The following is a 12,572-nucleotide window of genomic DNA, read 5'->3' as shown; positions in this document are numbered from 1 at the left end:
ATACGTGTAAAATTGGACATACTAAAATGAGTTAGTATCATCAACTAAAAGTACAGCACTTTTTATTGTGGATTCCATTTCAATTTTGCAGCAAGCTTTAAATGACTTCTGCTCACAAGTACTTTTTGATACAAGTTTTGTGGCGAAGGCGTTTAAGCAGATACACTTCATGAAACGCGAGTTTGGCAAAGGGTATGCCTTAGTTAATGTTGGAGAGTTTCGCCCAGACATTGATGAATTCATTTACCCAGAAAAAGATGGGCTTGGAACTTTGTGGCTGGATGAAGAGACAACTCATCAATATCTAAACAGCGAAATGGCCGCTAACGTTTTGAACGTTGTCGATCACGAATCCTGCCCCCCTCACCATGAAATTTTCATTTTCATGGGCAGTATTGATAATGGCGATGCAATAAAAGAAGGTCGATACAGTGTAGCTGTCATGAGTTTCAATGTTGCTGACCCCTACCGTATTAAACCTTCATCAATTACATCTAAGCAAATTGAGAAACGTTTGCGACGGATGGCTACTAGCGGAGTCCGTCTGCTGATTCTCGATACCTCTAATCCTGATTTTATGGGTAAGAACCTTGCAAAATGGCTACGTGAAATCAAGAGGTTAGGAAAAAACGCAAATCAACACTTTAGCGTCATGATAGATGCCACTGATGAGTTTCCAGCAGAACTGCCGCCGGATTTGCAAGATGACTGCTGGACGATCAGGGTTGGCAATTAGTCCGCGACTGCATTACACGTTTTAGCCCGAAGGTGGAATGCGGTTTATCCGAATGGCACTAAGAAAAGCTATAAATTATTTCCAGTAAGGGTTACAGCTTTCATACCCTACGAGTGCAGTAACAGTATGAGTAACTGCGATCGCTGAAGGAGAAGATGATGTAGTTGTCATACCTTCAGGAGAGTCACTCAGCAGGTAGTAGGGATATTGGGCAGACATACATGAGGCGCGTTCGAGCAAGTGCGAGGGCGACGGGACTGGTATCAATGGTTATCCAGCGCCGACCCCACTGTTCAGCAACGTAAGCTATGGGGGTGGCCGCCGAGATACGCGGCAGTCACCCTATAGCGCCTGAGCCACCTTTTACTATAGAGTAGTATTACTGAGCAGTTTAGTTGCAGGAGTTATCACTAAATGATGGGATTAGAGCCTGGTGATCATATAAAGATTCCAATTAACTTCAAAGGCAACCCTTTTACGCACCACGGTATTTACGTTGGGGATTATTATCTGGAAGATGGTACACCACACAAAGTGGATGGTGTAGTTCACTTTGAAAAACAACATACTTTAGGTGAAGTTAAAATAAAGCACACAGACTTAGAGGGTTTTTGTAAGTATCCTGAACGTGTAAACGAAATAGAAGTTGTTAATTACAACTCATACTTTTCTAAGATAGAGCGTATGAAGGTGGTGGAAAATGCTCTTAAGTGTGCACAGAAATACGAAAGTTACGGTAACAATATCTTCAAAAAAATCTTTGGACTAGGTTATAACATCGCTACTTTTAACTGTGAACATTTAGCTACCCAATGCAGGCTTGGGTATGCACAAAGCTCACAAGGAGACTTACTTCAAACAATCTTGTTCTATGGGCCAGAGATTCAAAAAGCACTCCAAAAGATGTATTAGCTCGATGATGTAAGAAAAGGACGATTTGTCAGAACCTGTGTGACACTGTTAGTGAACTCTAGTAGTGCGTTTCAACCACTCTGAAAACGACCGGATACTGTTGGCGAACTCGAAAGGCTTAGCCAAGCGACGGGTATGACAACGATTCGTGTAATTAGGTATCATCACAGGAACTAAAAGCTGGGTGAGTGAGCGTCTCAGCGATCAATCTTTTGTACTATCGACTCATCTTAATCAATCTAGGGCGGATGCCTGTATAAATGTGGCTCACGGTCGCTCAATGGGAACGTTAGAACGCTGGGTTATCGGTGAGGGCAAGGGCAGCGGTAGATATTTTTGCTGAATGTCTTGAAAGTAAATTTTAGGGATATTTATCTGAAAGCTAGAAAATCTAAATGGTGAAGTAGTGATAGTGATACAACTGATATCAAAACGTGTAAAAGGAGACTTAGTTAGGTAATGGCAACTAGTCCTGAACCCAACATTACAGCCATAGCAAGCATCATTGCTGCCTTTATTGCTGCAACTCCCCCTACGCTTACAGCCACAACTGATGTTGCTATAAAATTAAGAGGCTTATTTCAAGAAAAGAGGAGTCCGCCTTTAAGGGTTCTCAAGATTACCAGGAAGCCAGTGGATGTAAGACATTGGAGAAGAGTTAGAAGAAATTTTCTAATTGGTATTTTTTTATTGGTGATAGGTATTCTCTTTGTCTTGATTAATACGTTGTTGTATCGCCTCGGCTTTCAGTACATCACACTGATGAGTAATTTTGGAGTAATAGGTACAGTTTGGGGATTAAAAATAAATGTAATTGTTGTTGTAAACTTTTTCTTTCTTTGCTTTTACATTATTGCTTTTACTAAAGCCTACAACAGAATGGGAAATGATCCCAATGACGCTCGTCACTTCTTATTTAAAAAGGCTTTCTTACTTGTAGAAGCTGACTTTAAAGACACTATCAATTTCTGCCAGGAAACACTAAAACTTTTAGGAGCAAGAATTATTGAATTTGATGCACAGACTGCGGTGATAGAAGCTTACACTAATAATGAATTGGTCGCTGTTTTTGGAGGGCTTTATCGTATCAGAATAAACACAGAGGATATCAAAGCTGATAGAACCGAGTTAGAAGTAGAATTTTTTCCCTATGTGTCAGACGACATTACAAAGTTAACTAAATCCTCCAATATAAATAGATTCATTCAGGTTTTTACAAATAGATGACACTTCCTCTATTCTCAAAATCCTCTATTCTCAAAAATTACTTAGATTGGTTATTAAGTCTTTGATATCCCCCAAAGCCTAAAAGCCAGCTTACAACAAATACCCAGTGAAGCATTACGGGAGGGTAAATGGAACCACTTTTTAAGTAAGCAATGGTACAAACAATAGCTAAAATTGCTGCTGAAGTCAGAAAAGCAAAGCTACTGAATGTCGTTCTCGCATTCCGAATAAAAAAAGTTGCATTCAACGGATGGTAAATAACAAATAGTACTAGGCTAATGCTTCCGGCAATCCATTGATACGCTAGAGATGCTTGCTCAGTCTTGTGCGGTAATAATAGAACGCGAAAGAACACTTCTTCTGCTGTAGCGGGAAGAAGTAAGGTTATTAAGGTTAAGCGGAATATAACTTTCCAGGAAATTTCGGGAATCTCAGCTTTCAAAAAATTAAGTTTGAAACCTAGTGGTATGACAATCAAGGAAAAAATTAGCAAAAGTATGGCTGTCCAAACCCAATCATTGCTACTGGGAAGAGTTGAAAAGGAATTAATTAGACGAGATTGCACTAGAGAAACTAGTTCATTTAGTGAAAATTTCATGATTTTGCAGCCAGATTTGTGAAAGTACGACCGCTATCGTTCAAATCATAAAATAATACTAAGAGATAAGCAACTCTGGGATTTACCTAGGTGATAATTGCTAGCAAAGATTGTAACAACGAGTGTAAAGGATTAAAGCTATGGCAAAAGGAGATCACCTTAAATGGAGAAACAAGAAATGAAAAGGGGTGATCATATCTGTGTAAAGCATCATAAATTCGGTGACTTGATTACGCATCATGGTATTTACTGTGGTGATGGTACAGTGATCCACTTTGATGGAAATGGCAAGTCATCCGGTCAAGCTAAGATTCGTAGGGATAGTCTTGAAAAGTTCTGTAATCCCCTTCCGGTAAGTGAGATTTTAGTACTCAATCCATGTCCTCCTGATCAGCATAGTTATGCTGATGCCATTATACAAAGAGCAGAGTCCTGCCTAGGGAAGTCAGGATATAATCTTTTTGGAAACAACTGTGAACATTTTGCTACTTATTGCATGACAAATATACAGAAAAGTAGTCAAGTAGATCTGTTCAATGACGAATCCGTTAAGTTTATGAAAGTTGTCCATCGTCTGAGCGGCCCGCTAAGTCCTACAGATATAGCGAAGAAAGCGGCGGAAACTCAGCAAGATCCTGTTATGAAAGTGGTAGCAGTCACAGGGGTGATTGCGGTGGCAATAGCAACACCGGTAGTAATGGGAGTAGGATCGTATGCCGTGAGAAAAATTTCTCAAATGAAATCGTTAAGAAAACCAAAGTCACCACAAGAGAGTTGGGAAACCCCGTCACCAGGAGTAAACCAAGCGGTTCGAGGAGATGATTTAAGACTAGATTTAAAGTTAGCCTTTAGAGAGGCTGTATTTGGCGGAGAGAAAGAAATCAAGATCAGTCACTTGGAGCAGTGTCAGACTTGTGCAGGAACTGGTTTCCAAAAAAAAATGCTAACAAGATCCTCTTGCTCAAACTGTAATGGAGAGGGACGAATACAAGAAGCTAAATGGCTCAGGATCTCTATTCCAGCGGGAGTAGATACTGGAACACGTTTAAGAGTAACTGGCGAAGGTGATGCTGGAAGATTTGGAGGTTCAGCAGGTGACTTATATGTTTACTTGTTTGTTGATGAAGATAAAGAATTAAAGAGAGATAGTACAAATATTCTGTCAACCATCGAAATCAGCCAAGCACAAGCTGACTCAGGTTGTAATCTAAATATCAATATTCTGGATGGCTCTGGCTCATTAAAAATACCATCAGGAACCCAAAACGGTGCAGTTTTGAGATTAAATGGTCGTGGGGTTCCTCATTTGGGGAATCCATCTGAGCGGGGAGATCATTTGGTTACGGTTAATGTTAGGAAAAAACTGCGATGATAGACGATGTTGCTAGAGTTTTAAGTCTCCTCAATGACCTTTTGACTAGAAGTCTGAAATAAATCGTGAATACTTTGAGGATTTCATTAAGCCTGTTAAGAAGTCTTCCTAAATAGCTCAAAATATTAATCTCTTGTGGTTGTAAGCGGCATTACAAACCTTGGGTATTTTACCAACTTCGGGTCAAAAGTTGGTATTTACAAAGAATCTTTCTCACTCTAAGCGTGTGTTCCACCTTTGAGCCAAAACGTGTAATTACTCCCTATATATATTGATCTAACGGCTTTTTAGGATTGAGCCGACAATCTTGTAATTTGCGTTTAAATGGTACAGAGAAGAGCATATTCTGTGTGTTAGGCGAAAAGCAAATATTGACTCGCTTCATTGCAAGTATGTCTGGCTCAGATCAGGCAGAACTATTAAAAACGATGAAAGCTATATAGAACAGGCTTTTTTAGACCCGGAATGCCTAAAATTACTTGTATCTTGGCTCAACACCTAAATAGGTAGCCTGTAAAGGAGTTTCTTTAACGGTTTCACCAATTTTTTCAACGCGATAGGCTTTGGCATTGAGGCGAGAACTAACGATTTTTTCTAGGCGATTATCCACAAAATGCAGACCAATTCCGTTATCAGCTGCATAACCGTCATCTAGCAAGCCTTCTGATAACAACCGATGATAAGCTAGTCTTCTTTCTGGCTCTTGATCGTAGTGAGGACAGTGACTACCTTTTAAGAAACCGAGACACTTTACTGGGTTGTTGAGCGACCCTGGAGCATAGGCACTGATTCCTGCTTCAAACCAGCACATTGAACCTGCACTCAAGCCACAAAGAATAGTACCTTTTTCCCAAGCTTCTCTAAGAATTTTGTCTAGTTCCCATTCTCGCCAAAGTGCAATTAAATTTTTGGGGCTACCTCCTCCTACATAGATAATATTTTGCTCCAACACGAAAGTTTTGAGGTCGGTAGTTGGTAGGTTAAACAATGACAAATGAGAGGGAGTGCAAGATAATTTTCCAAAGGCTGAATAGAACTCGACAATGTATTGAGCAGAGTCTCCGCTAGCGGTAGGGAGAAAGCAAACTCGCGGCTTATCTTTGTCTACTAGTCCTAATATATATTTGTCTAATAGGGGGTGTTTAGGCTCCGTTGAAAAGCCGCCACCACCCATTGCAAATATTTGTTTTACGGGAAGACTGTTGCTCATGTTGAGAATTGGCGATTGAAGTTGAAGGTAAGATTTTGCCTGAACATACTTGCAGTGTGAGGGTCAATAATTGCTTTTGGATTAGGGCATAGTATGTACTGTACTCTGAACAAACAAGCCACTCTGGTGTAAGAGCGGCGATCGCAAATGAAATCTTTTAGAGTTACTAGATTATTTATTCTAGATTATTTATTCTAGATTCTATACTCAATAAAGCTGCGCGTAAATTCTCCTCTGAATCAATCTCTTCCCAGTTTACGGGCATTGCCTTGAACAATTCCAAAGCAGCTTGCACCCAAACTTCCTTCGGTACTTTAGCACCATGCTTGCGCTTACCTTTTTTTAGTAGATCGTTGAGCCAGTCGTTCAGTTCGATTGGTAGGCGCAGATTCACTGCCTCTCTATCACCTTTAATCAAGAATCTAGAATCAAGATTATTGATTATTTCTTCAGTAGACTGAGTTTCTACCTCAGTCTTGTTAAAAACCCCTTTTGCCAAAGGATTAGCACCCAGAACCGAACGCGACTTATTTTTATTTACTGCCATTTGTACACCTCATTAACTAATTCCCGGTAAGAAGAAGCACCTACACCGTTTGGGTCGTACTCAAAAATAGATTGTCCGTGAGAAGGCGCTTCTCGGATTTTCACCGTCTCAGGAATCACCGTCTTAAACATCTTTGAGCCAAAATGCTCAGTTAGGGCATCCAAAACTTCTTTACTAAGATTGTTCCTGCGGTCATACCGAGTTGCCAGCACACCTGCTATCGCAATGGGATGATCTAGCTGATCTCTAACCAAAGTTAGGGCGTGTTCAATTCCTTGAACGCCCAACAATCCCAAATAGCTCATGTCTACTGGGATGATTACCCCATCGCTGGCCATCAGTGCGTTGATGGCAAACACACCCACGTTAGGCGGACAATCTATCAGCACAAAATTATATTTATCTAATATTGGAGCGATCGCTTTTTTGAGTAGCAGTTCTCTGCCTGGACGACCAGATATTGGAATTTCTTCTTCTGCCAGCAAGATGTTAGATGGTATTACATCTACACCGCTAGCAGTTGTCACCAGTACCTGTGCTAGCGGAACCTTGTGCTGCAACACATCTTTTAGCTGAAATTCCAGCTGCCAGATAGGAATCCCTAGTGCAGCACTAGCGTTTCCTTGTGGGTCGATATCAATAACTAATACCCGTTGCTTTTTAAACTTGACCAGACCCACAGCTAAGTTGTAAGCGGTGGTCGATTTCGCCACCCCTCCTTTCATGTTGAAGACAGCCAGTTTTTGGGTCACGTTTACATTTGACTCAGTTTGCTTATGTGGCAAATATTATACATGATATATTCAATATTCTTGATTATTTATTCTTTAATCTAGATTATCTGACTGATACAGCCATAACACGTAAGCTTTGACTGCTAGATCAGGAAATAGAAATTAGTTGATCTAAGTGTCAAAGCTCTACAGTCGGCGCTTTGAACTCGATGTCGTCATAAGTGTGTTTACCGGAGAAGTAAGCTTAAATATATACTATATACTTAGTAATACGAAATTCCAGACTTATTTAATCTTGTAAAATAACGCGATGTGCGACTTATTTTTAAAACCCCTCCCCGAAGTGGAGAGAGGCTGTGAGGCGGCGGTTTCCCACTGCACGCCCCAGTCGAAATAAGTAGAGATTGTTATTTGATTGAGATGTGGTGGGTTAGGCACAAGTCTCAACCCACCGGACAAAGTTACTGTTATTCCTGCTTTAACTAAAGATAAATTTGCTATTTGATACTTGCAATACTTCTGACTGCTTTTTGTTTGTAATTCACTAATGAACTGACACTGAAAACGCTAAAAGCTAGGAGGCCTAGTATAGTATCAGATTCAGGAACGGTAGCAGTGGCAGTGTCAATTTTCCATTTAAAAGTACCATCCATAAAAGCTTCTCGCGTATCTAAAGCGCCAGAAATATTAGCTCCATTCTTGATATTGATAACGTAGGTCTGTCCTGCGGTGATCACTCGCTGGAGTGTACCAGATGTGACAGAACTAAAAAACGCACCGCCTTCTATGCCAGACCAACCGAAGTTAAATCCATTCAGTCCAAACGTATCCATACCAGAGGTACTGATATCATAGTCTAGGGTGAAAAACCCTGTTGCATCAGAGATAAATTCATAGCTCCAGTCCAATCCGTTAAATAGCGCGGCGCTACCAGAGTTGACTCCAACAGTCTTCCAACCTATATCAGTCAAATTGACTACACCCTGAGAACTATCTATCCATGTGGCTGTTCCTTTTGCTTGAGAGAGAACGCTGGCTTCACCTGACGTTGCTAAGGCACTGACTGAGGCACTTAATGGGTTTACAGTACTCAATTGACTGTCGCTATCAATATTCGTAATCACTCCACCACCAGCATCTGAATCAGCTTGTAGTATTAACGATGAGCTAACGGGAGTAGGAAGGGCATACACTACAACTGGGTTAAGTCCCACAGTGATGATTGCTGCTCCTATAGTAGTCATTGACAGTCTTTTGATGACAGTTGAAATCTTCATTTGTAATTAATACTTCTAATTGAAATCTTTTCGACACTATGTATGTAATCTTACGCGATTAAATCCTAATAAAATTGTTTATAACAGTATCTTCACTGAAGTTTTGTCAAGTTCTTAAATAATTTATTTTACCTTTATTATGTAAATTATCAGTGCTTATCCGGACTGAATACAGCAGAATTCTGAAGTAAAACAGCCTTGATGTGTGCCTACCAAACCTAGATTGTGTAACTCATACCATTTTGGATTTTGCAAAAAGTTTGAGCGCTAGCTTCTGGCGTAGACGCTTTGCGGTGAGGGGGTTGCAGTCTTGTTTTCTCCCTTCCGCCCAACAGTGATCGCGCTTTTGCAGGTTAATCTGGGACTGAATGCTCTACAGTAGGCGCTTTGAACTCGATGTCGTCAAACTATTAAATCCCGACTTTTCCACCCACATAGGTGTTGGTCTGTTTGTTTTTCTGTTAATTCTGCCAATAGAGTTGAAAATGGCTACTACACAAAGGTTGTAGCTTTTTTAAATAATTTAATCTAAACTCCAATAGAGAGTGAGCATATTAAGTATATTTACTCATCCTTCTTCAGATAGTAGTTGGATTTTTTTGAAATTGGTAAACCTTCAGACGAAAAATTTTTTCCGTTGATGTATTTTCAAATAAGTCCTATATATGTTTAGGAATGTCTAGTAACTTTTATATATCAGACGAAGAAATAGAAAAAATATTTTGCACAGAACTAGTTAAGTATGGAGTGAAATACGAAAAAGCAGTTATTTCTGCTAAAATTTTAGCGTCTGGTCAAGCAGATGAGTTGTTGTCATCCGAAGAGATAAAAATTGTTAAAGAAGCTTGTGAACAGTGGTTTGTACAAAATAATCGCTATAAAAAATTGAAAGCTCTTGAAAATAATTTGGTGTAAATAAAGCATCTTAAAAGGATTTTGTCTTGAGATGCTATTAACTGAGTTTTCGCATGGTTGGAGGAGCGCATATATCCCCATCTGTTGTAAAGAGTTATTATCTATCCACCCCACAAGGATTTATACAGTGATTAGAGGAAGAAGAGTGGTCGCACATAATACCAATGCACTCGCACCTACATAATCCAGTTCCCGATGCTCTGCCGCATTGAGATAAAAGGGCAGTATTGTTAATCACAATCTCTCTGTATTTGAAAAAACATTGAGATGGTTTTATACTAAATCATCTACGGTAGAGTCGTTTTGAAAGCATTGCCTTTTTACACTTTTTCAGCAGAAATCTTGTGTTCAACAGCGAGGTTTGATGCAACTGCTATTAACTCATCAGGGTCAAATGGCTTTGCTAGATATGTAGAAAAACCTGTATCTAGAGCCAAGTTACGTGATTCAATAGACGCATGTGCTGTTAAAGCTATGGCTGGAATCTGTCTTACTTGTTGAGTGAGATTTCTAATTTTGCTAATTAGTGAATAACCGTCCTCAATTGGCATCCCGATGTCGGAGATCAGAATATTTGGTTTCAAAAGCGTAATTGTACTGAGGGCTTCATGGGCTGAAGTGACAACTGTTACTTGTACATTGTGTTGTTCAAGGATGAATTGAATCAATTCCAGGTTATCGGGGTTGTCATCTACTACTAGCACCCGCAGTCCGTCTAAAACTTGTAGATTATCCATAATTAACTGGGAAATTTTTCACGAGCTAAAGCTGAATCCAAATTTAGCTGTTAGATAATATTCAACTCAACAGATTAATTGAGCCGTTTTAGTATTCCCATTCTCGTGGTGACGCTAACAATTTTCTTACCTCAGCGCGATCGCGCTCCCGCTCCCGCGCTCAATGTCATAAATCACCCCAATCAAAATTCAGGAAGCGTCGAGCATTCAGCTTGGTATATTTTTCAGTGTGTTTGATATCGCGGTGTCCCAGGAAGTCTTGGATTTCCCTGGTGTTATACCCCTGATTCACCAGATAGTAACCGCAAGCATGGCGCATCATGTGACAGTGAACTTTGATATCAAGCCCAGCCTGTGCCGCCAGCCGCCCAAGCAGCTTTCGCACTGCATCAGTAGACATCACCTCACCACGCTCGGAAACGAAAATATATTTGCTATCGGGCAACATCTCTCTGAGTTGTTTGAGCAATTCCAGTTCATCATCTCTCAGGGGATGCACCCCAGAATCACTGCCCTTTTCCCTGGTGATAAAAATCTGACGTTCGGCCCACATCAGGGCATCCCAGCGCAAACCGCACTTAGCCCCTACAGCTTCCCCCACCCTCAGCCCGTGGCGAAACATGAGCAACATCAGTGTATAATCACGGTGAGCATAACGAGCTTTGCGTTCTAGTGCAGCATCGAGTAGAGATCGCACCTCGCTTGGTGTAAGGTATTCTCGCTTACCTGTAGTGCTTGTTAGGTAGACGAGTTGGGGGTGGCAACCTCATTTATGATTGGTGGTAGTGTCCGGTTTACGCGGGGTATTATGGACAGTCTACACTGCTTGAAGCCCCATTACTCCGTTGAGAGACAAGCCACTAAGAAGTTATTGCGAATAACTATCAATTAATAAATACGTCCATCTTGGCCCAATGCCAAATAGTCAGTCTGCGATGCCTGCGGTGTTCTCGTTGCGATGCCTGCGGCGGGCGTAGCCATCGCGGTCATTGTCTAAGCCATGACTGAAGATTAGCTGTACCTCTGACTGCGTTAGAAAGAAGGCGCTAAATGCCGATTGATTTTCATTGCCACGAATTAATCACAAAGCGGTAATTAATAACTGAGGATAATGCACCTGCAAACAAAAAACCTACCAACCACTTAAGTCTGATAGCATTCTTGCTAATTATGATTGTTAATTTTTTATGTAATTATAGTTACATTCTCGAATTTTACAGGCACTAAACAGGCAGACAGCGAACAAGATTCGTAAATGTCTCCAACAGTCCAAAAATAAGTTTTGGTAATCGATTTTCTCTATACCTAAAGTAGGAAAGGTAGGAAAGGTACGGAGTTTTATTAAATACCTTGTATAGTTTGCTAATAACCTGTAACTTGATAGTTATTACGTTTCTAGTCACTCAGTAAAAACCATGAATCATCTGCTCTTCCCCTAAGCCAGGAAGGGTTTTTTGTTGGGTGACATAGAATCCCTATTATAGATTGAAACCTTGTTTAAATGAGCATTGAAAATTTTGAGATGACTAGCTTTTGTCAAAATCATCGCGTAAAGCCCTCAAACCTTCATTTTCCTTTCTTCGCGTGGGACATTAAACCAATCATCATCGTTGGTTTACTTTTTTGTGTTTATTAGCTCAGACGAACGAGTGTTAATTTAAGTCAGCCGCAGATAAAATGCACTATGGCGACCCCTAAAAGTTGTGCCTGAATCTCGGTTAGTCCACACCTAGCTAATCGTTGTCCAATCGCTCTTAATACGGGCGGGTACACTATCGCGCTTTCCTCCAGCCTGGGTTGGGCTACGTCTACTCACTTTTCCCCTTTAAATAAGTAAAGCGAATAGATTGTATCAACTTTACAAAAGCGAGATAGTTGATGAAAAATTGTAAAGCATTGTAAAGTGTATTCACAGGCAAAAACAAAACGGCCTGATTCATAAATAACTAACCGCAATCATAAAACCATGACAGCAACCTTACAACAGCGCTCAAGCGCTAACGTATGGGATCGATTCTGTGAGTGGATTACCAGCACCAACAACCGTATCTACATCGGTTGGTTCGGCGTAGTCATGATCCCTACCCTGCTAGCCGCCACCGCCTGCTTCGTAATCGCCTTCATCGCCGCACCTCCAGTAGACATCGATGGAATCCGTGAACCCGTAGCAGGTTCCTTGATTTACGGAAACAACATCATCTCCGGTGCAGTAGTACCTTCCTCCAACGCAATCGGCTTGCACTTCTACCCAATTTGGGAAGCAGCTTCCTTAGATGAGTGGTTGTACAACGGTGGTCCTTACCAATT

General features: G+C 40.7%; 12 protein-coding genes and 3 pseudogenes. 7 read left to right on the top strand and 8 right to left on the bottom strand.

All coding sequences use genetic code 11. From position 1 onward, the window contains the following. Positions 1-67: 67 nt before the first annotated feature. The gene (locus ACEYW6_RS31190) at positions 68-736 is read left to right on the top strand and encodes a hypothetical protein (protein WP_146195952.1); all 669 of its coding nucleotides are present in this window, start codon (positions 68-70) and stop codon (positions 734-736) included. 75 nt (positions 737-811) lie between these two features. Here the strand turns inward: ACEYW6_RS31190 and ACEYW6_RS31185 are convergent, their stop codons facing one another. Continuing rightward, on the bottom strand, positions 812-955 hold the full coding sequence (locus ACEYW6_RS31185; protein WP_412982827.1) for a hypothetical protein: 144 nt from the start codon (positions 953-955) through the stop codon (positions 812-814). Positions 956-1,150: 195 nt separating this feature from the next. Between ACEYW6_RS31185 and ACEYW6_RS31180 the strand changes: the two genes are divergently transcribed. Both ACEYW6_RS31180 and ACEYW6_RS31175 read left to right on the top strand, forming a co-directional pair. Next, entirely contained in the window at positions 1,151-1,648 is a 498-nt protein-coding gene (locus ACEYW6_RS31180; RefSeq protein WP_412982826.1) for a lecithin retinol acyltransferase family protein, read from the top strand. 459 nt (positions 1,649-2,107) lie between these two features. After that, entirely contained in the window at positions 2,108-2,875 is a 768-nt protein-coding gene (locus ACEYW6_RS31175; RefSeq protein WP_412982825.1) for a hypothetical protein, read from the top strand. 37 nt (positions 2,876-2,912) lie between these two features. Here the strand turns inward: ACEYW6_RS31175 and ACEYW6_RS31170 are convergent, their stop codons facing one another. Next, the gene (locus tag ACEYW6_RS31170; protein ID WP_412982824.1) at positions 2,913-3,473 is read right to left on the bottom strand and encodes a type II CAAX prenyl endopeptidase Rce1 family protein; all 561 of its coding nucleotides are present in this window, start codon (positions 3,471-3,473) and stop codon (positions 2,913-2,915) included. 163 nt (positions 3,474-3,636) lie between these two features. On the opposite strand from ACEYW6_RS31170, the pseudogene ACEYW6_RS31165 reads away from it, so the two are divergent. Both ACEYW6_RS31165 and ACEYW6_RS31160 read left to right on the top strand, forming a co-directional pair. Further along, a pseudogene (locus ACEYW6_RS31165) lies at positions 3,637-3,966 on the top strand (lecithin retinol acyltransferase family protein); the annotation flags it as partial. Positions 3,967-4,284: 318 nt separating this feature from the next. After that, positions 4,285-4,821 (top strand): annotated as a pseudogene (locus ACEYW6_RS31160) (DnaJ C-terminal domain-containing protein); the annotation flags it as partial. 499 nt (positions 4,822-5,320) lie between these two features. Here ACEYW6_RS31160 and ACEYW6_RS31155 read toward each other — a convergent pair. The 4 genes from ACEYW6_RS31155 to ACEYW6_RS31140 all read right to left on the bottom strand — a co-directional run bounded on the left by ACEYW6_RS31155 (position 5,321) and on the right by ACEYW6_RS31140 (position 8,580). After that, complete coding sequence (locus tag ACEYW6_RS31155) at positions 5,321-6,055, bottom strand: Type 1 glutamine amidotransferase-like domain-containing protein (protein WP_412982823.1); 735 nt, start codon at positions 6,053-6,055, stop codon at positions 5,321-5,323. 175 nt (positions 6,056-6,230) lie between these two features. Beyond that, positions 6,231-6,602, bottom strand: coding sequence for a hypothetical protein (locus ACEYW6_RS31150; RefSeq protein ID WP_412982822.1), 372 nt, complete (start codon positions 6,600-6,602; stop codon positions 6,231-6,233). Then, positions 6,593-7,354, bottom strand: a complete 762-nt coding sequence (locus tag ACEYW6_RS31145) for a ParA family protein (RefSeq protein WP_114085639.1) — start codon at positions 7,352-7,354, stop codon at positions 6,593-6,595. Before ACEYW6_RS31145 ends, ACEYW6_RS31150 begins: the two co-directional genes overlap by 10 nt. Before the next feature lie 479 nt (positions 7,355-7,833). After that, complete coding sequence (locus ACEYW6_RS31140; RefSeq protein WP_412982821.1) at positions 7,834-8,580, bottom strand: hypothetical protein; 747 nt, start codon at positions 8,578-8,580, stop codon at positions 7,834-7,836. Between the two features lie 708 nt (positions 8,581-9,288). Here ACEYW6_RS31140 and ACEYW6_RS31135 point away from each other — a divergent pair. Beyond that, positions 9,289-9,528 carry a hypothetical protein gene (locus tag ACEYW6_RS31135; RefSeq protein ID WP_412982820.1) on the top strand — a complete coding sequence of 80 codons (240 nt, stop codon included), beginning with the start codon at positions 9,289-9,291 and terminating at the stop codon, positions 9,526-9,528. 320 nt (positions 9,529-9,848) lie between these two features. Here ACEYW6_RS31135 and ACEYW6_RS31130 read toward each other — a convergent pair whose 3' ends face one another. Together ACEYW6_RS31130 and ACEYW6_RS31125 are read right to left on the bottom strand one after the other, a co-directional pair. Continuing rightward, positions 9,849-10,265, bottom strand: a complete 417-nt coding sequence (locus ACEYW6_RS31130) for a response regulator (protein ID WP_412982819.1) — start codon at positions 10,263-10,265, stop codon at positions 9,849-9,851. Positions 10,266-10,431: 166 nt separating this feature from the next. Beyond that, positions 10,432-10,962 (bottom strand): tyrosine-type recombinase/integrase, encoded by a 531-nt coding sequence (locus ACEYW6_RS31125; RefSeq protein ID WP_412982818.1) that lies wholly within the window; start codon positions 10,960-10,962, stop codon positions 10,432-10,434. Between the two features lie 1,269 nt (positions 10,963-12,231). On the opposite strand from ACEYW6_RS31125, the pseudogene ACEYW6_RS31120 reads away from it, so the two are divergent. Next, positions 12,232-12,572, top strand: a pseudogene (locus ACEYW6_RS31120) (photosystem II q(b) protein); the annotation flags it as partial.

This window comes from Nostoc sp. UIC 10607 (assembly GCF_047228265.1).
GTDB classification, from domain to species: Bacteria; Cyanobacteriota; Cyanobacteriia; order Cyanobacteriales; family Nostocaceae; genus Nostoc; species Nostoc foliaceum_A.
Note: the sequence above shows the minus strand (reverse complement) of the source record. Positions and strands in the feature narration are given on the sequence as shown.